This window comes from Microbacterium meiriae, assembly GCF_032364335.1.
GTDB classification, from domain to species: Bacteria; Actinomycetota; Actinomycetes; order Actinomycetales; family Microbacteriaceae; genus Microbacterium; species Microbacterium meiriae.
Map to the genome: position 1 here is coordinate 2,605,182 of NZ_CP133984.1, position 20,690 is coordinate 2,625,871.

The window sequence follows — 20,690 nt, forward strand, 5'->3', positions numbered from 1 at the left end:
GATCGCCGCTGCGCACGGCCGGATTCGATGCTAACCAGTGAGGCTGAGAAATACCCAGGTGCGGCCGTTCGTGCCATACTGATCCCGACCCGATGGAGGGTCACGGCGGGTCGCTCCGCCGCTTCATTCACTACGGATCGTCCGGCACGTACCTGCCGGTGAAGGAGAAACACGATGGCATCTGTGACTTTCGACGAGGCCACCCGCCTGTACCCCGGCGGCACCCGTCCGGCTGTCGACAAGCTCAACCTCGAGGTGGGAGACGGCGAGTTCCTCGTCCTGGTCGGTCCCTCCGGTTGCGGTAAGTCCACCTCCCTCCGCATGCTCGCCGGCCTCGAAGAGGTCAACTCCGGCCGCATCCTCATCGGCGACCGCGACGTCACCGATGTGCCGCCGAAGGACCGCGACATCGCGATGGTGTTCCAGAACTACGCGCTGTACCCGCACATGACCGTCGCCGAGAACATGGGCTTCGCGCTCAAGATCGCCGGCGTGGGCAAGGAGGAGCGTGCCGCACGCGTCCTCGAGGCCGCGAAGCTCCTCGACCTGGAGCAGTACCTCACCCGCAAGCCGAAGGCGCTCTCCGGCGGTCAGCGTCAGCGCGTCGCCATGGGTCGCGCGATCGTCCGTCAACCCCAGGTCTTCCTCATGGACGAGCCGCTGTCGAACCTCGACGCCAAGCTCCGCGTCCAGACCCGTACGCAGATCGCATCGCTGCAGCGCCGCCTCGGCGTCACCACGGTCTACGTCACGCACGACCAGACCGAGGCGCTCACCATGGGTGACCGCATCGCCGTGCTGAAGGACGGTCTGCTCCAGCAGGTCGGTTCGCCGCGCGACCTGTACGAGAAGCCGGAGAACGTCTTCGTCGCCGGCTTCATCGGCTCGCCCGCGATGAACCTGTTCTCGGCCGACCTGGCGGACGGCGGCGTGCGCTTCGGTACCGAGGTCGTCCCGCTCGACCGCGACACCGTTGGCCGTGCCAACGGCTCCCAGGTCACCGTGGGCGTCCGCCCCGAGGACATCACCGTCGGCCCGGCCGACGGTCAGGGCCTCTCGGTCGTCGTCGACCTCGTCGAGGAGCTCGGCGCCGACGGCTACCTCTACGGCCACACCGAGATCAACGGCAAGCGCACCGACCTCGTCGCCCGCGTCGACGGCCGCAACCACCCGAACGCCGGGGAGACCGTAACCCTCGCCGCGAACCCGGGTCACGTGCACGCGTTCGACCTCGAGTCCGGCGACCGCCTGAACGACAAGCCGGTCGTCTCGGCCTGATCGGACACCTCCACCGCGGCGCGGGCTGACTTCGGTCGCCCGCGCCGCGTCTTTTCCCCGGCACCCCTCAGGAGTCCCCATGCAGGAATCCCTCCGGATCACCGCCAAGACGGTCGACCCCGGGCTGCTCGCCCTGCCGTGGTCGACGCCCCTGGAGAAGTGGCCGTCCGAGCACATCGTCTCCCTCCCCAAGGGCCTCTCGCGCCACCTCGTCCGCTTCGCGGACCTCTCGGGTCGCGTGGTGGCCGTCAAGGAGACGACGACCGAGATGGCACGGCGGGAGTACGAGATGCTCGGCAACCTCGCGCGCCTCGACGTGCCGTGCGTGGAGCGGGTCGCGGTGATCGCCGGCCGCACGGACTCGTCGGGTGATCCGTTGCCCGCGGCGCTGGTCACCTCGCACCTGCGCTTCTCGATGCCCTACCGGGCGCTCTTCACCCGGGTGCTCCGCCCGGACACGGCCACCCGCCTCGTCGACGCGCTGGCCCTGCTGCTCGTGCGTCTGCACAACGTCGGCTTTTACTGGGGCGACGTCTCCCTCTCCAACACCCTGTTCCGCCGGGACGCCGGAGCGTTCGCGGCGTACCTCGTGGACGCGGAGACCGGGGAGCTGCACGAGGAGGGCCTGACGGACGGACAGCGCGCCTACGATCTCGATCTCGCCCGCACGAACATCGCCGGTGAGATCATGGACCTCGCCGCGGGCGGTCGCCTGGAGCACGGCGTCGACGCGGTCGCCATCGCGGACGGCATCGTGTCCTCCTACCGCTCGCTGTGGGCCGAGCTCACCGCGCAGGAGTCCTTCTCCGCCGCCGAGACCTGGCGCATCACCGAGCGGGTCGAGCGGCTCAACGCCCTCGGCTTCGACATCGACGAGATGTCGATGTCGACGACCGCGGACGGCACCGTGGTGGAGATCCAACCCAAGGTCGTCGACGCGGGACACCACCAGCGCCGACTCATCCGCCTCACCGGTCTCGACGTCGAGGAGAACCAGGCGCGACGGCTCCTCAACGACCTCGACGAGTTCCGTGCCCGCTCCACCAAGCAGTGGGCGGACGAGGAGATGTACGCGCACGAGTGGCTCACGCGCGTCTTCGAGCCCGTCGTGCGCGCCATCCCGTACGACCTGCGCGCCAAGCTGGAGCCGGCCGAGGTGTTCCACCAGGTGCTGGAGCACCGCTGGTATCTGTCGCAGGCGCAGGGACGCTCGGTGTCCCTCGCGGAGGTGCTGACGAGCTACATCAACGACGTGCTCCGCCATCGCCGCGACGAGGCCACCATCATGGGACCCCCGACGGAGACGATGGGCCTGCCCGTCGTCACCGGCACGCTGGCGCTCGGCGACGACGACGAGGTGGACTGGCGCGACCTCGTCTGAGGCCGCCCCTTCGGTTCCGGACGGCGTCAGTAGCCGACGGTGAACCGCTCGCGGTGGTGGTTGCCCTGCTCGATCTCGTCGACGATCGCGACGGCGAAGTCCGCCCCGGAGATGTAGGACTTGCCGTCCTCATCGCGGACGAGCACGTCACCGCCGTCCCGATAGCGACCGGTGCGCTCCCCCTCGGCCCACGGTCCGAAGACCTCGGCCGGGTGCACGAAGAACCAGTCCAGGCTCTCGGCCGTGCGCTCCAGGAGCGCCAGCGAGTCGATGCCGACCTGCGCCTCGTGCTTGTACTCCTCCGGGAAGCCCTGATCGAACAGACGGGGACCGCCCGGCGCGACGAGGCTGCCGCCCGCGCCGCCCACGACGCCGAGCCGCGTCTCGGTGCCGTCGATCAGCGCGACCACGTTCGTCAGCGCCTCGAGGACGCGGTCCTCCATGTCACCGCGCGGCGAGAGCGCGGAGACCACGGCGTCCGCTCCCGCGAACGCCTCGGTCAGCGTCGCGGGGTCGAGCGCCGACCCCTGCACGTAGGCCGCACCCGCGACCGGATCCGCGGGGGTCGAGCGCGAGATGGCGACGACCGCGTGATCACGGCTCACCGCCTCCGCGACGATGTGGCGTCCGGCGTAGCCGGTTCCTCCCAGGACGATGATGCGGGCCATGCGTGTTCCTCTCGGTCAGTCCGCGGCGCGGACGGTCGCGACCTGGTACAGCGCGACCGAGGCCGCGATGCCCGCGTTCAGCGACTCGGTCGCCGCGGAGATGGGGATGGAGACGATCTGGTCGCAGGTCTCGGTCACGAGGCGGGACAGGCCCTTGCCCTCCGAGCCCACGACGATGACGACGGGGCGGTCCGCCAGCTCCAGCGCCGGCAGCGACACGTCGCCGTCGCCGTCGAGCCCGAGCACGAAGACGCCCTGCTTCTTGAACTCCTTGAGCTGGGTGGTGAGGTTCGATGCCAGGGCGACCGGGATGCGCGCCGCCGCGCCCGCGCTCGTCTTCCACGCCGCGGAGTTCACGCCGGCGGAGCGACGCTGCGGCAGGATGATGCCGTGGCCGCCGAACGCCGCCGTCGAGCGGATGATCGCGCCGAGGTTGCGGGGGTCCGTGATGCCGTCGAGGGCGACGAACAGCGGCATCTCGCCGCGGTCGATGACCTCCTCCAGCAGGTCCTGCGGGTGGGCGTACTCGTACGGCGGCACCTTGAGCGCCACGCCCTGGTGCACGCCGTCGAAGCCGGCCATGCGGTCGAGCTCCTGGCGGGTGACCTCGAGCACCGGGATGTCGCGGTGGGTCGCGATCGACAGCATCTCCTTGACCCGGTCGTCCATCTCGACGCGCTGCGCGATGTACATCGCGGTCGCCGGGATCTTCGCCCGCAGCGCCTCGAGCACCGAGTTGCGGCCGGTGACCGTCTCGGTGTCGTTGGTGTTGTCCTTCGACCTGGCGGTGCGGTTCGGGTTGCCCCCGGAGGCCGGACGCCCGCCGGGCTTGCCCTTGCCCCCGGCCGCGGCGAAGCGCTCGGCCGCGGCCTTGCGCTTACCGGCGGGGTGCCACGCGCGGTCCTCCGCCTTCGGCGTCGGGCCACGCCCCTCGAGCGCCTTGCGCCCGAGACCTCCCGTGCCCTTGGTGGGGCCCTTCTTGTTTCCCTTGCTCGCGCCGGGGCGCCCTGGCTTAGCCATCGATACTCCAATGAGTTCCGGCCGGAGTGTCCTCCAGCGTGATTCCTGCGGCGGCGATCGCGTCTCGGATGCGATCCGCCGCCGCCCAGTCCTTCTCCGCGCGCGCGGTGGCGCGCTGCGCGATCATCTCCTGCACCAGCGCATCGAGCGCCGCTGCCTGCGCATCCCCGGCCTTACGGGAGCCCGCGTCCTCGACGAGGCCGAGCACACCGGTCATGCCGAGCACCGCCCGCGCCGCGTCCAGGGCCGTTGCGGTGTCGCCCGCGTCCAGAGCCGAGTTCCCGGCCCGCACGCTCTCGTGCACGACGGCCAGCGCCTGCGGCACACCCAGGTCGTCGTCCATCGCATCGATGAACGCCGAGGGCAGGCTCTGCGCGTCATCGGCGCCGATCCCGTCGCCGGCCGCGCGGAGCGCCCGCTCCAGGAAGGAGCGGATGCGGCCGAGCGCCGCCTCCGCTTCCGACCAGGAGGATTCCGAGAGGTCGAGGCTCGATCGGTAGTGCGCCGCCGCGAGGGCATAGCGCACGACGAGCGGATCCCGCTCAGCGAGCACGTCCCGCGCGAGCGTGAAGTTGCCGAGCGACTTCGACATCTTCTGTCCGTCGACGGTCACGAGGCCGTTGTGCACCCAGTACCGGGCGAAGCCGTCGCCCGCTGCACTCGACTGCGCGAGCTCGTTCTCGTGATGCGGGAACCGCAGGTCCAGTCCCCCGCCGTGGATGTCGAACTCCGCACCGAGGTACCGCTTCGCCATGGCCGAGCACTCGATGTGCCAGCCGGGGCGCCCGGCACCCCACGGCGACGCCCAGGTCGCGTCGGCGGGCTCGTCGGCCTTGGCACCCTTCCAGAGGGCGAAGTCCTGCGGGTTGCGCTTGCCGCGCGGGTCGGCGTCCTGCGCCGCTTCCATCGCGTCCACGGACTGATGGGTGAGGTCGCCGTAGGACGGCCAGGAACGCACGTCGAAGTACACGTCTCCCGAACCATCGGGGGCGGGGTACGCGTGGCCTCGGTCGATGAGCAGCGCGATGAGCTCCTGCATCTGCGGCACGGAGGCCGTCGCACGAGGTTCGTAGGTCGGCGGGAGGATGCCGATGCCGGCGTAGGCGGCGGCGAACTCCTGCTCCATCCGGTAGGCGAGTGCCCACCACGGCTCGGAGTCCGAGGCGTTCGCGAGGACCTTGTCGTCGATGTCGGTGACGTTGCGCACGAAGGTCACGCGCCCGTGGCGGTATGTCAGCCACCGGCGAAGGAGATCGAAGCTCAGAGCAGCTCTGACGTGACCGATGTGCGGTCCGGACTGCACCGTGGGTCCGCAGACGTACATCGTGATGTTCTCGGGATCGAGAGGCACGAAGTCGCGCAGCAGCTGTGCGCGGGTGTCGTAGAGGCGGAGAGTCACCGCTCAAGCCTACTCGGCGGGCGCTGGGAGACCCCGCTCCGGTCGCGGGATGACGACCGCGACGGCCGTGACCGCGATCCCCTCGCCCCGCCCGGGGAACCCGAGACCGTCCGTCGTCGTGGCCGTGACCGTCACCGGGGCGCCCCCGAGCGCCGCCGACAGCGCCGCCTCGGCCTCCCCGCGGCGCCCGCTGAATCGCGGACGGTTGCCCTGGAACTGGACGGACACGTTGCCGATCGCGAACCCCGCCTCCGCCAGGAGCTCCCCGGTGCGGGAGAGGAAGACGTCCGCGTGAGCCCCCGCGTACTCCGGATGGGCCGTGCCGAAGTGCTGCCCGATATCGCCGAGCCCTGCAGCCCCGAGCAGCGCGTCGACGATGGCGTGGGCGACGGCGTCTCCGTCGGAGTGCCCGGAGAGCGCGGGCTCCCCCGGCCATTCCAGCCCCGCCAGCCACAGCGCCCCGTCGCCGCCGAAGGCATGCACGTCCGTGCCGATCCCCACGCGGGGAGCGTCGACCACGACCGCCGACGGCCGCGCCGCCGCGGAGGGCGCCCCCGGAGTCGTCGCCACGAGGAGGCGCGCGCGCTCGAGGTCGGCGGGGGTGGTGATCTTGAACGAACGCTCCGAGCCGGGCACCAGCCGCACCGCATTCCCGACTGCGGCGAAGAGCGCGGCGTCATCCGTGTACTCGGCGCCCTGGGCTGTCGCCTCCGCGTACGCCGCTTCCAGCAATCGGCGCGGGAATCCCTGCGGCGTCTGCGCGGCCGCGAGCTCCGCGCGATCCACGGCGCCGACGACGAGGCCGTCGGCCACCCGCTTGAGCGTGTCGACCACGGGCAGACTCGGCACCGCTCCGGCGTCGCCGACCACGGCCGCCGCCACGGCATCGATGACGGTAGGCGGCGTGAGGGCGCGTGCCGCATCGTGCACGAGGACCGTCGTGATGTCCCCCCACAGGGCGGCGAGCCCCGCGGCGACCGACTCCTGCCGCGTCGCTCCTCCCGTGACCACGCGGCCCAGGTCGGCGCGATCGCCGGCGGCCGCCAGCAGCTCCGTCTGCGCGTCACCTTCGTAGCCCGCCGGGGCGACCACCACGACCTGCATCGGGGCCGCCGCGAAGACACCGTCGAGGGCGTGCCGCAGGATCGTGCGCCCGTCGATGCCGACGAAGGCCTTGGGCGCCCCCGCCTCGAGACGGGTGCCGGAGCCGGCGGCGACGACGATGATCGCGGTGTGCGGGACGGGGAGGATGCTCACAGCTTCACGTTACCCGCGGGAACGACGAAAGGCGGGTGCCGCAGCACCCGCCTTTCGTGGAGGACGTCTCAGGACGCGAGGACCTCGTCGAGCAGTGCGCCCGCCTTGTCCTCATCGATCTTCTCGGCCAGCGCCAGCTCGGAGATGAGGATCTGCCGGGCCTTGGCCAGCATCCGCTTCTCACCCGCGGACAGGCCGCGGTCCTGGTCACGGCGCCAGAGGTCGCGCACGACCTCGCTCACCTTGATGACATCGCCGGACGCGAGCTTCTCCAGGTTCGCCTTGTATCGGCGCGACCAGTTGGTGGGCTCCTCCGTGAACGGCGCGCGCAGCACCTCGAACACGTGGTCGAGGCCCTCCTTGCCGATCACGTCGCGAACGCCGACGAGGTCGACGTTCTCAGCCGGGACCTCGATGATGAGATCACCCTGCGTGACGTTGAGCTTCAGGTACTTCTTCGCCTCGCCCTTGATGATGCGCTCCTTGACCTCGATGATGGTCGCAGCGCCATGGTGCGGATAGACGACGGTCTCGCCAACCTCAAAAAGCATAAAAACATGTCCTTTCGGCAACCTCAAGGATACCACAGGGGATATGCGCTAAGGTTCGCGCTCCCTGTTCCCTGCGCGCTCCGGACTTACCCATAGAATGGGGAGGGATATCCCGTCGGACCTCAGGAGGACCCGTGAAATCGCGCCTTGCCGCGTCTGCCGCCATCAGCGCCCTCGTTCTGCTCGGCGCGACCGGGTGCACGTTCATCACCCCTCAGGCGACGAAGACCGAATACGCCGCCTCCGACGGCGTGAACGTCTCCGATCAGGACGGCCCCATCGCCGTGCGCAACGCCCTGATCATCGCGAACGAGGACGGCTCGGTCGGCAACTTCGTCGGCGCCGTGGTCAACCCGTCGCAGGACCGCGCCACCCTCACGGTCTCGCTGGAGGGCGGCGACCCCTTCCAGATCACCGTGCCTGCCGGCGGAAGGATCAGCTTCGGCGCCGACGAGGAGCCCGTGGAGATCACCGGCCTCGACACGATGCCCGGCGCGACCGTCGCGATGCACTTCCAGTCCGGCGACTCCGCCGGTGTGACGACCGAGATCCCGGTCCTCGACGGCACGCTGCCGTACTACTCGGACCTCGCTCCGCAGGACTGAGTCCGCAGACAAACAGAAGAGGCCGGCACCCGCGGGTGCCGGCCTCTTCTGTCTGTCGTCAGCCCTCGAAGCGATATCCCAGGCCGCGGACGGTCACGAGCATCACCGGCTCGCTGGGGTTCTCCTCGATCCGCGAGCGGATGCGCTTGATGTGGACGTCGAGCGTCTTGGTGTCGCCGAAGTAGTCGCTCCCCCAGACGCGGTCGATGAGCTGGCCGCGCGTGAGCACCCGACCGGAGTTGCGCATCAGCACCTCCAGAAGCTCGAACTCCTTCAGCGGCATATTGATCTGCTCGCCGGCGACCGACACCGTGTGCCGATCGATGTCGAGCGAGACGCGCCCGCCCTCCAGCACCCGTTCGTCCAACTCGCCCTCGGCCTGCACGACGCGTCGCAGCACCGCCCGCATCCGGGCGAGGAGCTCCCGCGACGAGTAGGGCTTGGTGATGTAGTCGTCGGCGCCGAGCTCGAGCCCGACCACGATGTCGACCTCGGAGTCCTTGGCGGTCAGCATGATGATCGGCACGGCGGACGTCGAACGGATCTGACGGCATACCTCGGTCCCCGGCATCCCCGGCAGCATGAGATCGAGCAGCACGATGTCGGCGCCGCGCTCCCGGAACGCCGTCAGCGCACCGGGACCGTCCTCGGCGATCTCGACCTCGTAGCCCTCGCGGCGCAGCAGGTACGCGAGGGGGTCGGCGAGGTCGGGCTCGTCTTCGACGAGAAGGATGCGGGTCATGCGGTCTCTCCGTTTCGGACGCGCGTCGCCCCGGTCGCGGGGGCGCCCTTGCGTGCGCGCTTCTTCTTGCTCTTCTTGCCCTGCCCGCTGTTCGCGGGGGCGTCGATGCGAGGCAGGCGGATGGTGAACGTCGATCCTCGGCCGGGGCGCGACCACAGCCGCACCTCTCCCCCGTGCCGCTGAGTGGCGTGCTTGACGATGGACAGCCCGAGGCCGGTACCGCCGGTGCGCCGCGAGCGGGCTTCGTCGGCACGGTAGAACCGCTCGAAGATGCGCTCGCGATCGGCCTCGACGATCCCGATGCCCTGGTCGGACACGGCGATCTCCACGACGTCGTCGTCCGCCTTCACGCCGACGCCCACCCGGGAGCCGCGGGGCGAGTAGACGATCGCGTTGGCGATGAGGTTGCCGACGGCCTCGATGAGGATCTGTGCGTCGCCGCGGACCCACACGCCGCGGTCGCCGCCGCGGGCGAGTTCGACGCCGGCCGAGTCCGCCTGCACGACATGGGCCTCGATCGAGGCGGCGATGACCTCGTCGATCGAGACGGGCGCGACCTCGGTCAGCCCGTCCTCCGCCTGCAACCGCGACAGGCTCATGATGCGCCCGGTGAGCTGGCCGAGCCGGCCGGCCTCCGCCGAGATCCGGGAGGCGAACGCACGGACCTGGGCCGGATCGTCGGCGGCGGACTCGATGGCCTCGGCGAGCAGGCTCACCGCGCCGACGGGAGTCTTGAGCTCATGGCTCGTGTTGGCGACGAAGTCGCGGCGCATCTGATCGAGGCGCTCCTGCTCCGTCACGTCGCGGATGATGAGGAGCACGAGGCGCGTGCCGATCGCGCTCGCCCTGGCCGACACGAGCCGGGGGTCGAGACTGAGACCGCCGCGGGTGATCCGCATCGAGGCCGTCGCCGTCTCCCCCGTCGAGCGCACACCGCGCACGAGCTGCCGGAGCTCGGGATTGTCGAGCGTCGACCCGACCTCGATCCCGAAACGCGCCGCGGCTTTCGAGGTGGCCAGCACGAGCCCCGAGACGTCCACGACGCACGCGGCATCGTCCATGCTGCGCAGCACGTCGGTGATCCCCGTCGGGATGACCATCGAGGTCTCCTCCTCCGCCCGCGCCCGGGCACGGTACGCCCAGACGACGAGGAGCGAGAGGCCCACGCCGATCGCCAACCCGATGGCGAGGGAGGACAGCGCGAGCTGCGGCAGGGTCATGACTCCAGCGTAGAGCGCGTTCACCGTCGATCCGGCGGGTTTCCGCGCCATCACGGGGAGCGGAGACGTACTATTCACTCGCTGGGCACCGTTCGTTAACCTTCGGAGCAGACAATCGCTTCAGGCCTGCGCGCGCGCAGTCCTCCCCCATGCGGACGCCCCGCCGCCCCGCGCTGGACCGTCAGCCGGGATCCGAACGAAAGGTTGCGCCCACCATGCGCGAAGTCTTCCACCAGTCCCTCGAGGACCTGCAGTCCCGCCTCGTCGAGATCGCCGAGCTCGTGACGGTCTCCATCGACAAGGCCACCCGCGCCTTCGCCACGAGCGACGTCGCGCTGGCCGAGGAGGTCATCGCCGACGACGCCAAGATCGACGAGCTCGCCGTCGCGCTGGACGAGCAGGCCATCGAGATCCTCGCCCGGCAGCAGCCAGTCGCGCGGGACCTCCGCATCGTCGTCACCGCGCTGCGCGTCAGCGCCTCGCTGGAGCGGATGGGAGACATGTCCGAGCACATCGCCCAGCTCGCGCGGCTGCGGTTCCCGGAGCGCGCGATCCCGAAGGGCCTCAAGGGCACCTTCGTGAAGATGGGCGAGCTCGACGTGGAGATCTCCCGCACGCTCGCCGAACTCCTGCGCACGCAGGACCTCAAGTTCGCGGACGCCATCCGCAACGCCGATGACGACGTCGACGAGCTGCACGCCAGCGTCTTCGAGAAGGTGCTCAGCGACAACTGGAAGGGCGAGGCTGTCGCCACGGTCGACGCGACGCTCGCCAGCCGCTACCACGAGCGGTTCGCTGACCACGCGGTCGCCGTCGCCAAGAAGGTCGTCTACCTCGCGACGGGCGACTGGCACGTCGAGGAGGAGGACATCGCCCTCGCGGTGGAGCAGCAGGAGCAGCTCGGTCACGCCTGACCCGAAACCCCGCCTTATCGTCGAGACCCCCTGCTGCAGTCGACTGCAACAGGGGGTCTCGACGTGAAACCGGGGTCTCGGTTACTTCTTGCCCTGGGCGGCCACGGCCGCGGCACCGGCGGCGGCGGCCTCCGGGTCGAGGTAGCGGCCGGGACCGGTCGGCGCGTTGTTCTCGTCGAGCTCGTACACGAGCGGGATGCCGGTCGGAATGTTCAGGCCGGCGATGTCGTCGTCGCTGATCCCCTCGAGGTGCTTGACGAGGCCGCGCAGCGAGTTGCCGTGTGCCGTCACGAGCACGGTCTTGCCGGCTTCGAGGTCGGGGACGATCTCCGCGTCCCAGTACGGCAGGAGGCGGTCGATGACGAGCTTGAGCGATTCCGTGCGCGGCACCTCGCCGTCGATGCCCTCGTAGCGGGCGTCGCCCACCTGGCTGAACTCGCTCGCGTCGTCCAGCGGGGGCGGCGGGACGTCGAACGAGCGGCGCCACAGCTGGAACTGCTCCGGGCCGAACTCCTCGAGGGTCTGTGCCTTGTCCTTGCCCTGCAGAGCGCCGTAGTGACGCTCGTTGAGGCGCCACGACCGCTTCACCGGGATCCACAGCCGGTCGGCCGCATCCAGCGCGATGTCGGCGGTCTGGATGGCCCGGCTCAGCAGCGACGTGTGCAGCACGTCGGGCAGGATGCCGGACTCGGCGAGCAGCTCACCGCCGCGACGGGCCTCGCCCTTGCCCTGCTCGGTCAGGCGGACGTCCACCCAGCCGGTGAAGAGGTTCAGTTCGTTCCACTCGCTCTGGCCGTGGCGGAGCAGGATCAGGGTGCGCTTCGCAGTCATGTCGCCAGTTTATCCGGGGGCGCGGAGCGGGCGCAGCGGCGGAGGAGGGAGGATGGACGCATGGCGTCATCTCCCCTCGGTCGGCCGACCCGCGGCACGACCGGGACGAACCGGCTGCGTCGGAACGACCGGTGGATCGCCGCCTCCCCCGCCTTCCGTCGCGCCGCGGACCCGCTCGTCGTCGACCTCGGGTTCGGGGCGAGCGGGGTGACCGCGTTCGAGCTGGCCGCACGACTGCGACGAGTGCGGCCGGACGCGGAGGTGCGCGGTCTGGAACTCGATCCGGAGCGGGTGTCCACCGCAGAGCAGCAGCTCGGCGAGGTCCGAGCCGGCCGGACTCCATTCCCCGCCGACCTCCGCGTCTCCTTCGCCCGCGGCGGATTCGAGGTGCCGCTCCCTGACGGCCGGCGCCCCGCCGTCATCCGGGCGATGAACGTCCTGCGGCAGTACGACGAAGCCGAGGTCGCGGGCGCCTGGCGGACGATGGCGCACCGCCTCTCTCCGGAGGGCCTGCTGGTGGAGGGGACCTGCGACGAGATCGGGCGCGTCGCGAGCTGGGTGGATGTCGATCCCGTCGGCGCTCCCCTCCGTTTCTCCATCTCCCTTCGCCTCCGCGGACTCGAGGTCCCGAGCATCGTCGCGGAGCGGCTGCCCAAGGCCCTCATCCATCGCAACGTCCCCGGCGAGCGCATCCACGCACTGCTCGTCGACCTGGACCGGGAGTGGGAGCGCGCCGCTCCCCTGTCGACCTTCGGAGCCACGCAGCGCTTCCTCGCCGCGGTGGCCGCCCTGCGCGCGCAGGGCTGGCCCGTGCAGGGCGGACGGAGCCGCTGGCGACTGGGAGAGCTCACCCTGCCGTGGGAAGCGGTGGCACCGGCCTGACGGTGCGTCCCCGCGGCATCCGTGTTGTATACCGGTGCACACCGAACCGCAGGCCCATGCACCGCTAGCGTCATACGCGGCGGGCCGTACCGACGCGTGCGCCGACTCGATCGCCATGCGTTCCCAGGGCAGGAGAGGCGATGGCGACGAGAGCGCGAAGGCGGAAGGATCCGCGGAGGCACAGGAGAACGACCGCGAACGGCTCGGCGACGTCTTGACGTCGGCACAGGACTTCGCACACGAGCAGTCCGGCTACCGGACAGCGCTGAAGGCGCGGCACCTGCAGATGATCGCTCTCGGCGGCGCGATCGGGACCGGCCTGTTCATGGGCGCCGGCGGACGACTGAACACCGCAGGCCCCCTGCTGGCCGTCTCCTACCTCGTGTGCGGGGTGTTCGCGTTCTTCATCCTCCGCGCCCTCGGGGAGCTCGTCATCCACCGTCCTTCCTCCGGATCGTTCATCTCGTATGCGCGGGAGTTCTACGGCGAGAGGCTGGCGTTCGCCGCCGGCTGGCTGTACCTGCTGAACTGGGGCATGACGGCCATCGTCGACTCCACGGCCGTGGCGCTGTACGTCCACTACTGGTCGGCGTTCCGCGTCGTCCCCCAGTGGCTCCTCGCGCTGATCGCCCTGGTCGTCGTCGTCGGCCTCAACCTCGTCTCGGTCCGGCTGTTCGGAGAGATGGAGTTCTGGTTCTCGCTCGTGAAGGTCGCCGCGCTCGCACTGTTCCTCGTGGTCGGCGTGGTGTTCCTCGCGGCCGGCTGGCAGACCGACCAGGGAGCGACGGGGATCGCGATGCTCGCCGCACACGGCGGGTTCGCACCGGAAGGCGTCCTTCCCGCCGTGATCGTCATGCAGGGGGTCGTCTTCGCCTACGCCTCGATCGAGCTCGTCGGGACCGCCGCGGGCGAGACGGAGAACCCGGAGAAGGTGATGCCCCGGGCCGTCAACTCGGTGATCCTGCGCATCGCGGTGTTCTACGTCGGGTCGGTGCTGCTCCTCGCCCTCCTGCTGCCGTACACGGTGTACCGGGCTGGCGAGAGCCCGTTCGTGACGTTCTTCTCGCACGTCGGCGGACCGGACGTCGGGACCGTGGCCGGCAGCGCCATGAACTTCATCGTGATCACCGCCGCGGTCTCGGGCCTGAACGCCGGCCTCTACTCCACAGGTCGGGTCTTCCGCTCGCTCGCCGCCTCGGGGGCCGCACCTCGCGCGACCGGACGGATGAGCCGCCGCGGCGTTCCGATCGTCGGCATCCTCGTCACCGCCGTGTTCGCGCTCACCGGCGTGCTGCTGAACGCGATGGTGCCGGGTCAGGCCTTCGAGATCGTGCTGAACATGTCCGCACTGGGGATCGTCGCGGCCTGGGCGACCATCATCCTCTGTCAGCTCCGCCTGTACCGCCTGTCGCGACGCGGCCTCGTCGAGCGGCCGTCGTTCCGGCTGTTCGGCACGCCGTACACGTCGTACGTGACGCTGGTGTTCCTCGCGTCCGTCGTCGTGCTCATGGCCTTCGACTACCCGACCGGCACCTGGACGGTCGCCAGCCTCGGCGTGCTGATCCCTGCGCTCATCGGCGGCTGGTTCCTGGCCCGAGGACGGATCGCGGAGCTCGCCGCGCAGCGCTCGACGGCCGGACCGGAAGACGTGGGCTGACCGGCGCCCGTCAGCTCAGACTCCGGCGTCGCGAGGATCCGGCGCTGTGGGACGGCGGGACAACCGCGTCAGTCGCGGCACATCCGCGGTGGCGCCGGCGTCCGCGGGCACGATGATCTGCTGGGACGCGGCGATGTCGATCCCCTCGGCGCGGACGACGAGGTCGCCGACGGGGGCACGGCGGGACAGGAGGGCGAGGGCGATCGGCCCGTCCTCGTGATGCCGCGCGGAGGAGGTGATGTGCCCGACCTCGTCATCACCCGCGAACACCGGAGCACCGGGTTCCGGAAGCACGGCGTCGCTGCCGTCGAGCTGGAGCAGGGCGAGACGCCGCGGCGGATGCCCGAGGTTGTGCACCTTCGCGACCGTCTCCTGGCCGCGGTAGCAGCCCTTGTTCAAGTGCACGGCACTGCGGAGCCAGTCCGACTCGTGCGGCAACGACCGCTCGTCGACCTCGGCCGCCCAGCGCGGACGCCAGGCGGCGATCCGCAGGGCCTCGGCGGCGAGCAGCCCGGCGACGTCCTCGCGGTCGAGGTCCGCGGCGAGTGCGCGCGCCGCCGTCTCGGGCACGATGCCGATCCGCCAGGCGAGGTCCGCCCCCGGGTGGGAGGGCACAGCGGCGTACTGGTGGCCGCCCACGCTGATGCGCTGCCAGGGGTCGACCCACACCTGCGCACCGTCGAGGCCCCGTACGCGGTCGGCAGCGGAGCCGCCGTCGACGAATCCGAGCAGCGCGAGGTCGGGGCGCAGCTCGACGGTGGCCTGGGTGCGGAACTTCATCCGTGTCAGCCACGTCGCGAGCCCCTCGGCGTCGCCGGCATCCGCGAGGAGCCAGGTCGAGATGCCGTCGTCGAGGACGCCGGCCGCGTGCTCCACCCGCCCCTGCGGGTCGAGCACGAGGAGCTCGGTGCTCTCCCCTGCGCGCAAGCCGCTCACCGCCTGGGACGTGATGGAGTCGAGCCACGGGAGGCGTTCGGGGCCGGACACCTCGATGACCGTCCGATCGTCGAGGGGCGCGATCGCCGTTCCGGCCGCGAGACGCCGCTGCTCGCGGAAGGGGTCGCCGAAGTGGGCGATCCCGCGCTCACCCGTGATCGCTCCGGGGACGCCGTCGAAGACGCTGCTGCTCACGGTGTGCTCCGTTCAGACGCGGGCGAGACGCGCCGAGGCGTGCGCCCGCAGAGGTGTGCCGAGCGCCGCGATGTCCCACGCCCACAGCAGGTGCCCGTCGACGAGCCCGTACATCCGCGAGGCGGAGGCGTAGTCCTTGGCACCGGCGCCGCGCACGATGGCGTCGGACGAGAGGTCGACACGAGGACCGTTGATCTCACCGACGTAGTACTCGAGCATGCCGTCCGAGCGGGCCAGCGACACCTCGAGTGGGAAGGCGCCGTTGGGCGATCGCAGCGTCTCGACGTCGTCGACGGTGCGGGTCACGGGCGTCGCCGTCGGCGGGAGCAGGGCAGGACCCGCATCGGTCGCCGCAGCCGGTCGCGCCAGTCGCCAGAACCCGGACTCGGCGGTCAGCGGGACGGCGGGTGCGGCATCGTCGCCGACGAACGTCGCGGTCGCCGCGTAGTTGAGGAACGGTCCGCCGTCATGGCTGAAGCTCACGCGATGGGTGAACTCCCCCTGCAGCCGCTCCTCCCCGACGGGGTAGTCGATCACCCCGGAGCCCTCCCACACGCCGATCAACCACGCCAGCGGGGCGAGGTCGGCGGGGAGGTCTGTGGGGAGCTCGATCACGATGTCGTCAGCGCTGGCCGCGGAAGAGGTTGCGCAGCACCACGGCCGAGACGAACACGATCGCGAGGCTCGCCAGGCCCAGCAGGCCGATGAAGAAGATTTCGAGCGCCATGATGTCCATGACCTCCACCTTACCCCCGGCGATCCGGCTCAGGCAGGGATGAGGGCGGCCAGGCCGAAGCCGACGGAGATGATCCCCATCAGCAGCAGGGAGCCCGTCACGCTGCTCGCGACGCGGAAGATGAAGCCCTGCGTGCGGCCGTACCAGAGCTGCACCGCGAAGGAGAGGAGCACGACCGCACCGAAGCCCACGAGCATCCAGGGGATCCGCCACTCCTCCGGGGCGAGGATCCCGATGACGACGCTGCCGACGAACGCGGTCGCCCAGACCGCGATCACGCCGGTGAAAGCGTTGCGGGGCGCGAGAGCCGGTTCTGACATGTCACCATTCTTGCGCATCGGCGGCCGCTATCATGGCGGCACGGCGTCGATCCCCCCGCCGGTGAGGAGTGCGCGTGGCCCTGGTGCTGGTTCTGACCAATGCTCCGCTCTCGGAGCAGGTGCTGCCCGCCCTCGAGCTGCTGAGTCATCGCACACGACAGATCCCCGCGGAGCCGGCGCAGCTGATCAACGCCCCGGAGTACGACATCGTGATCGTCGACGGCCGTCACGACCTCGTCGGGGCGAAGTCGCTGTGCCGTCTGCTGCGGGCCACCGGGCAGGATGCACCGCTCCTGCTCGTCGTGACCGAGGGCGGCATGAGCGCGCTGTCGGGCGAGTGGGGCATCGACGATGTGCTGCTGGCCACCGCCGGCCCCGCCGAGATCGACGCCCGCGTGCGCCTGGCGCTCGCCCGACGGGACGAGGTCGCGGAGCCGGCGCGCGTGCAGGCCTCCGGGGTCACGATCGACGAGCAGTCGTACTCGGCGAAGCTGCACGGGCGACCGCTCGACCTCACCTACAAGGAGTTCCAGCTCCTGCACTTCCTCGCGACCCATCCCTCGCGGGTGTTCACCCGTGAGCAGCTGCTGAGCGAGGTGTGGGGGTACGACTACTTCGGCGGTACCAGGACCGTCGACGTGCACGTGCGGCGGCTGCGCGCCAAGCTCGGCGATCAGGAGCAGATCATCGGCACGGTGCGCAACGTCGGTTACCGCTTCAACGTCTACGAGGACGACAGCCTGGTCGGCTCGCGTTGACCGCTGTTCACACGTGCGACACCTGCCGGTGCTTAGATGTACCCCATGATCGATCCCGCACTCGCCGACGCCGGCCTCGGTGACGCCGAAGACGACGACTTCGACGACGCCGTCGAGGCGCCGGACTCGCAGCTCCCCGACCACCGCTATCTGGACCGCGAGCTGAGCTGGCTCGCGTTCAACCAGCGCGTGCTGGAGCTCGCGGAGGATCCGTCGCTGCCGGAGCTGGAGCGGGCGAACTTCCTGGCGATCTTCGCCAGCAACCTCGACGAGTTCTTCATGGTGCGTGTCGCCGGACTCAAGCGGCGCATCATGACCGGTCTCGCCGTGCCGACCAACATCGGGCGCTCCCCCGTCGACGCCCTCGCCGACATCTCGCGGGAGGCCCACGCGCTCCAGCTCCGCCACGCGGACGCGTGGACGACGCTCGTCCGTCCCGCTCTCGCCGACTCCGGCATCGAGATCACCGAGTGGTCCGATCTCACCGACGACGAGCGCCGGGCGCTGTCGGACTACTTCGGGGCGCAGGTCTTCCCGGTGCTGATGCCGCTCGCGGTCGACCCGGCGCACCCGTTCCCGTACATCTCCGGCCTCTCCCTGAACCTCGCCATCCGCATCCGCAACGCGCGGACCGGCCGGCAGGAGTTCGCGCGTCTCAAGGTGCCGCCCATGCTCCCCCGCTTCGTCGAGGTGCCGGGCGGCGGGGAGATCAAGCGCTTCCTGCGGCTGGAGGAACTCATCGCCAACCACCTCGGCGACCTCTTCCCCGGCATGGAGGTGCTGGACCACCACGCCTTCCGCCTCACCCGCAACGAGGACGTGGAGATCGAGGAGGACGAGAGCGAGAACCTCATCCAGGCACTCGAAGCCGAGCTGCTGCGTCGTCGGTTCGGCCCTCCGATCCGGCTCGAGATCACCGATGACATGGACGATGTCACCATGGACCTGCTGGTCCGGGAACTCGACATCACGGACCTGGAGGTCTATCGCCTCCCTGGTCCCCTCGACCTGCGCGGCCTGTTCGACCTGTCGCGGATCGACCGTCCGGACCTGCGGTACCCGCCGCACCTGCCCACCACCGCCGTCGCCTTCCAGCCCGCGGGGTCGAGCAACCGAGCCGACATCTTCAAGGCGATCCGCAAGTCCGACGTCCTCGTGCACCACCCGTACGAGTCCTTCACCACGAGCGTGCAGGCGTTCCTCGAGCAGGCCGCCCGCGACCCGCACGTGCTCGCCATCAAGCAGACGCTGTACCGGACCTCCGGAGACAGCCCCGTCGTGCAGGCCCTCATCGACGCGGCCGAGGCAGGCAAGCAGGTGCTCGCGCTCGTCGAGGTGAAGGCGCGATTCGACGAGGCGAACAACATCGTCTGGGCGCGCAAGCTGGAGAAGGCCGGCGTGCACGTGGTGTACGGCCTGGTCGGCCTCAAGACGCACTGCAAGCTCGCCCTCGTGATCCGCGAGGAGGACGGCAAGCTCCAGCACTACTCGCACGTCGGCACCGGCAACTACAACCCGAAGACCAGCCGCATCTACGAGGACTTCGGGCTGTTCACCGCCGACGCCCAGGTCGGCAAGGATCTCACGCGGCTGTTCAACGAGCTCAGCGGCTACGCGATCGAGAAGAAGTTCAAGCGTCTGCTCGTCGCCCCGCTCCACCTCCGCAAGGGGCTCGTCCGGCTGATCGACGCGGAACGCCGGATCGCCGAGTCGGGAAAGCCCGCGCACATCCGCATCAAGGTCAACTCGATGGTCGACGAGGAGATCATCGACGCGCTGTACCGCGCCAGTGCCGCCGGGGTGAAGGTCGACGTGTGGGTGCGCGGCATCTGCAGCCTGCGGACCGATCTCGACGGGATCAGCGACAACATCACGGTCCGCAGCATCCTCGGCCGCTACCTCGAGCACTCCCGCATCTTCACGTTCGAGAACGACGGCGACCCGCAGGTGTACATCGGCAGTGCCGACATGATGCACCGCAACCTCGACCGTCGCGTCGAGGCCCTGGTGCGGGTCACCGACCCCGCGCACCTCAAGGAGCTGACCGCCTTCTTCGACCTGGCGATGGACGACCAGACCTCGTCGTGGCATCTCGGCCGCGACGGAGTGTGGGAGCGCCACGCCGTGGATGCCGATGGCAAGCCGCTCGTCGACCTGCAGGATAAGACCATGGGGATGATCCAGCGACGTCGTCGGGCGCGGGCGGTTCGATGACGGCGCGGCAGGTCCAGCTCCCGGCGTCCGCGGCGGACGCGAAGTGGGCGGACAAGGCCGTGTACGCGGCCGGGGCCGTCGTCTGGCGTCTGGTCGACGGCAAGCTGCGCATCCTGCTCATCCACCGCACCAAGTACCGCGACGTCACCCTCCCGAAGGGCAAGGTCGACCCGGGCGAGATGCTCGCGGAGACCGCCGTGCGCGAGGTGCACGAGGAGACCGGCATCCGGGTGGCCCTCGGCGTCCCCGTCGGGATCAGCCGCTATCACCTCGCGTCCCGCAAGCAGAAGGTCGTCCACTACTGGGCGGCCGAGGCCACGGATGCCGCGATCCGCGCCTCGACGTTCGTGCCGAACCGCGAGATCGCCGCCCTCGAGTGGGTCAGCGTGAAGAAGGCGCGTGCCGCGCTGAGCTACCCGGTGGACCTCGAGATCCTCGATGCGTTCGCGGCGCTGGTGGACGACGGCGTGCTGCGGACCTTCCCGGTGATCGCCCTCCGGCACGCGAAGGCCCTGCCCCGGTCGGAGTGGGACAAGGCGGACGCGGCCCGGCCGCTCACCGACCGCGGGAAGCGGCAGGCCAAGGCCATCGTCGGACCGCTCCGCGCTTTCGGCGTGCGCAAGATCGTCACCAGCGACGCGGTGCGCTGCGTGCAGACCGTCACCCCGCTCGCCAAGGCCCTGGACCGCAAGCCGGTCCTCACCGAGAAGATCAGCCAGGACGCATGGGAGGACGGCGTCGCCGACCTCCGTTCCGTCGTCGGTCGCCGCATCCGTGCAGGCAAGCCCGCGGTGCTCTGCAGTCACGGCCCCGTGCTCCCCGCGCTCCTCTCAGAGATCGCCCTCGCGACCGGCACCGTGCACGGCTCCTACGTCAGCAGCGCCGCCGATCTGGAGACCGGCGCGTTCTCCGTGGTGCATGTCTCGGCGACGAACCCCGGCTCCGGCATCATCTCGATCGAGACCCACGCGCCGAAGGTCTGACCCCTCCCTCGTTCGAGTCGCTCACGTGGCTGCATCCGGGCCGGGGATGGCGCACAGTGGGCGATTCGAACGGAGGAGGCGCCCCTGGGACCCGCACAACGACGGGGATCGGCCCCAGAGAGTCGCTGGCCGTTCACCTGCCG

Annotated in this window: 20 protein-coding genes; 9 read left to right on the forward strand and 11 right to left on the reverse strand. The window is 70.3% G+C overall.

Annotated elements, in window-relative coordinates; all coding sequences use genetic code 11:
* Window positions 1-174 precede the first annotated feature (174 nt).
* Together RI211_RS12590 and RI211_RS12595 are read left to right on the forward strand one after the other, a co-directional pair.
* Entirely contained in the window at window positions 175-1,278 is a 1,104-nt protein-coding gene (locus RI211_RS12590; protein WP_187662078.1) for an ABC transporter ATP-binding protein, read from the forward strand.
* 79 nt (window positions 1,279-1,357) lie between these two features.
* Window positions 1,358-2,659, forward strand: coding sequence for a DUF4032 domain-containing protein (locus RI211_RS12595; RefSeq protein WP_259951412.1), 1,302 nt, complete (start codon window positions 1,358-1,360; stop codon window positions 2,657-2,659).
* Between the two features lie 26 nt (window positions 2,660-2,685).
* Here RI211_RS12595 and RI211_RS12600 read toward each other — a convergent pair whose 3' ends face one another.
* The 5 genes from RI211_RS12600 to RI211_RS12620 form a co-directional block, all read right to left on the reverse strand.
* Window positions 2,686-3,327, reverse strand: a complete 642-nt coding sequence (locus RI211_RS12600; protein WP_187662080.1) for an NAD(P)-dependent oxidoreductase — start codon at window positions 3,325-3,327, stop codon at window positions 2,686-2,688.
* Window positions 3,328-3,342: 15 nt separating this feature from the next.
* Window positions 3,343-4,347 carry a 23S rRNA (guanosine(2251)-2'-O)-methyltransferase RlmB gene (gene rlmB, locus RI211_RS12605; RefSeq protein WP_315637874.1) on the reverse strand — a complete coding sequence of 335 codons (1,005 nt, stop codon included), beginning with the start codon at window positions 4,345-4,347 and terminating at the stop codon, window positions 3,343-3,345.
* A complete protein-coding gene (gene cysS, locus RI211_RS12610; protein ID WP_315637873.1) occupies window positions 4,340-5,746 on the reverse strand; it encodes a cysteine--tRNA ligase in 1,407 nt (468 codons plus the stop codon). Before cysS ends, rlmB begins: the two co-directional genes overlap by 8 nt.
* A 9-nt stretch (window positions 5,747-5,755) precedes the next feature.
* Window positions 5,756-7,003 carry a 2-C-methyl-D-erythritol 4-phosphate cytidylyltransferase gene (gene ispD, locus RI211_RS12615; RefSeq protein ID WP_315637872.1) on the reverse strand — a complete coding sequence of 416 codons (1,248 nt, stop codon included), beginning with the start codon at window positions 7,001-7,003 and terminating at the stop codon, window positions 5,756-5,758.
* A 68-nt stretch (window positions 7,004-7,071) separates the two neighbouring features.
* The gene (locus tag RI211_RS12620; RefSeq protein ID WP_045255828.1) at window positions 7,072-7,554 is read right to left on the reverse strand and encodes a CarD family transcriptional regulator; all 483 of its coding nucleotides are present in this window, start codon (window positions 7,552-7,554) and stop codon (window positions 7,072-7,074) included.
* A 134-nt stretch (window positions 7,555-7,688) separates the two neighbouring features.
* Here RI211_RS12620 and RI211_RS12625 point away from each other — a divergent pair, with 134 nt between their 5' ends.
* Complete coding sequence (locus RI211_RS12625; RefSeq protein WP_315637871.1) at window positions 7,689-8,159, forward strand: DNA modification methylase; 471 nt, start codon at window positions 7,689-7,691, stop codon at window positions 8,157-8,159.
* A 58-nt stretch (window positions 8,160-8,217) separates the two neighbouring features.
* Here RI211_RS12625 and RI211_RS12630 read toward each other — a convergent pair whose 3' ends face one another.
* Both RI211_RS12630 and RI211_RS12635 read right to left on the reverse strand, forming a co-directional pair.
* The gene (locus RI211_RS12630; RefSeq protein ID WP_071328841.1) at window positions 8,218-8,901 is read right to left on the reverse strand and encodes a response regulator; all 684 of its coding nucleotides are present in this window, start codon (window positions 8,899-8,901) and stop codon (window positions 8,218-8,220) included.
* On the reverse strand, window positions 8,898-10,121 hold the full coding sequence (locus RI211_RS12635) for a sensor histidine kinase (protein ID WP_315637870.1): 1,224 nt from the start codon (window positions 10,119-10,121) through the stop codon (window positions 8,898-8,900). Before RI211_RS12635 ends, RI211_RS12630 begins: the two co-directional genes overlap by 4 nt.
* Window positions 10,122-10,336: 215 nt before the next feature.
* Here RI211_RS12635 and phoU point away from each other — a divergent pair, with 215 nt between their 5' ends.
* On the forward strand, window positions 10,337-11,035 hold the full coding sequence (gene phoU, locus RI211_RS12640; protein WP_187662086.1) for a phosphate signaling complex protein PhoU: 699 nt from the start codon (window positions 10,337-10,339) through the stop codon (window positions 11,033-11,035).
* An 81-nt stretch (window positions 11,036-11,116) separates the two neighbouring features.
* Here phoU and RI211_RS12645 read toward each other — a convergent pair whose 3' ends face one another.
* Window positions 11,117-11,866 carry a phosphoglyceromutase gene (locus tag RI211_RS12645; RefSeq protein ID WP_101848551.1) on the reverse strand — a complete coding sequence of 250 codons (750 nt, stop codon included), beginning with the start codon at window positions 11,864-11,866 and terminating at the stop codon, window positions 11,117-11,119.
* 60 nt (window positions 11,867-11,926) lie between these two features.
* Between RI211_RS12645 and RI211_RS12650 the strand changes: the two genes are divergently transcribed.
* Window positions 11,927-12,748: a class I SAM-dependent methyltransferase gene (locus tag RI211_RS12650; RefSeq protein ID WP_187662087.1), complete on the forward strand. Its 822-nt coding sequence runs from the start codon at window positions 11,927-11,929 to the stop codon at window positions 12,746-12,748.
* Window positions 12,749-12,863: 115 nt separating this feature from the next.
* The gene (locus RI211_RS12655; RefSeq protein ID WP_315637869.1) at window positions 12,864-14,405 is read left to right on the forward strand and encodes an amino acid permease; all 1,542 of its coding nucleotides are present in this window, start codon (window positions 12,864-12,866) and stop codon (window positions 14,403-14,405) included.
* Between the two features lie 15 nt (window positions 14,406-14,420).
* On the opposite strand, the gene ygfZ is transcribed toward RI211_RS12655, so the two are convergent.
* The 3 genes from ygfZ to RI211_RS12670 form a co-directional block, all read right to left on the reverse strand.
* On the reverse strand, window positions 14,421-15,536 hold the full coding sequence (gene ygfZ, locus RI211_RS12660; protein WP_315637868.1) for a CAF17-like 4Fe-4S cluster assembly/insertion protein YgfZ: 1,116 nt from the start codon (window positions 15,534-15,536) through the stop codon (window positions 14,421-14,423).
* Window positions 15,537-15,548: 12 nt separating this feature from the next.
* Entirely contained in the window at window positions 15,549-16,151 is a 603-nt protein-coding gene (locus RI211_RS12665) for a nitrobindin family protein (protein WP_259951404.1), read from the reverse strand.
* Between the two features lie 150 nt (window positions 16,152-16,301).
* Window positions 16,302-16,592: a hypothetical protein gene (locus RI211_RS12670; RefSeq protein WP_315637867.1), complete on the reverse strand. Its 291-nt coding sequence runs from the start codon at window positions 16,590-16,592 to the stop codon at window positions 16,302-16,304.
* A gap of 74 nt (window positions 16,593-16,666) precedes the next feature.
* Between RI211_RS12670 and RI211_RS12675 the strand changes: the two genes are divergently transcribed.
* The 3 genes from RI211_RS12675 to RI211_RS12685 are packed head-to-tail and all read left to right on the forward strand — an operon-like array spanning window position 16,667 to window position 20,547.
* Window positions 16,667-17,350 carry a winged helix-turn-helix transcriptional regulator gene (locus RI211_RS12675; RefSeq protein WP_025104297.1) on the forward strand — a complete coding sequence of 228 codons (684 nt, stop codon included), beginning with the start codon at window positions 16,667-16,669 and terminating at the stop codon, window positions 17,348-17,350.
* Between the two features lie 45 nt (window positions 17,351-17,395).
* Window positions 17,396-19,564 carry an RNA degradosome polyphosphate kinase gene (locus tag RI211_RS12680; protein ID WP_187662091.1) on the forward strand — a complete coding sequence of 723 codons (2,169 nt, stop codon included), beginning with the start codon at window positions 17,396-17,398 and terminating at the stop codon, window positions 19,562-19,564.
* A complete protein-coding gene (locus tag RI211_RS12685) occupies window positions 19,561-20,547 on the forward strand; it encodes an NUDIX hydrolase (RefSeq protein WP_187662092.1) in 987 nt (328 codons plus the stop codon). Before RI211_RS12680 ends, RI211_RS12685 begins: the two co-directional genes overlap by 4 nt.
* The last annotated feature ends 143 nt before the right edge of the window (window positions 20,548-20,690 follow it).

What these genes read in the sequence shown, in the direction of transcription:
- RI211_RS12590 (WP_187662078.1), top strand. Translation starts at nt 175, where the DNA reads ATGGCATCTGTGACTTTCGACGAGGCCACCCGCCTGTACCCCGGCGGC.
- RI211_RS12595 (WP_259951412.1), top strand. Translation starts at nt 1,358, where the DNA reads ATGCAGGAATCCCTCCGGATCACCGCCAAGACGGTCGACCCCGGGCTG.
- RI211_RS12600 (WP_187662080.1), bottom strand. Translation starts at nt 3,327, where the DNA reads ATGGCCCGCATCATCGTCCTGGGAGGAACCGGCTACGCCGGACGCCAC.
- rlmB (WP_315637874.1), bottom strand. Translation starts at nt 4,347, where the DNA reads ATGGCTAAGCCAGGGCGCCCCGGCGCGAGCAAGGGAAACAAGAAGGGC.
- RI211_RS12620 (WP_045255828.1), bottom strand. Translation starts at nt 7,554, where the DNA reads ATGCTTTTTGAGGTTGGCGAGACCGTCGTCTATCCGCACCATGGCGCT.
- RI211_RS12630 (WP_071328841.1), bottom strand. Translation starts at nt 8,901, where the DNA reads ATGACCCGCATCCTTCTCGTCGAAGACGAGCCCGACCTCGCCGACCCC.
- RI211_RS12635 (WP_315637870.1), bottom strand. Translation starts at nt 10,121, where the DNA reads ATGACCCTGCCGCAGCTCGCGCTGTCCTCCCTCGCCATCGGGTTGGCG.
- phoU (WP_187662086.1), top strand. Translation starts at nt 10,337, where the DNA reads ATGCGCGAAGTCTTCCACCAGTCCCTCGAGGACCTGCAGTCCCGCCTC.
- RI211_RS12645 (WP_101848551.1), bottom strand. Translation starts at nt 11,866, where the DNA reads ATGACTGCGAAGCGCACCCTGATCCTGCTCCGCCACGGCCAGAGCGAG.
- RI211_RS12650 (WP_187662087.1), top strand. Translation starts at nt 11,927, where the DNA reads ATGGCGTCATCTCCCCTCGGTCGGCCGACCCGCGGCACGACCGGGACG.
- RI211_RS12655 (WP_315637869.1), top strand. Translation starts at nt 12,864, where the DNA reads ATGCGTTCCCAGGGCAGGAGAGGCGATGGCGACGAGAGCGCGAAGGCG.
- RI211_RS12670 (WP_315637867.1), bottom strand. Translation starts at nt 16,592, where the DNA reads ATGTCAGAACCGGCTCTCGCGCCCCGCAACGCTTTCACCGGCGTGATC.
- RI211_RS12680 (WP_187662091.1), top strand. Translation starts at nt 17,396, where the DNA reads ATGATCGATCCCGCACTCGCCGACGCCGGCCTCGGTGACGCCGAAGAC.
- RI211_RS12685 (WP_187662092.1), top strand. Translation starts at nt 19,561, where the DNA reads ATGACGGCGCGGCAGGTCCAGCTCCCGGCGTCCGCGGCGGACGCGAAG.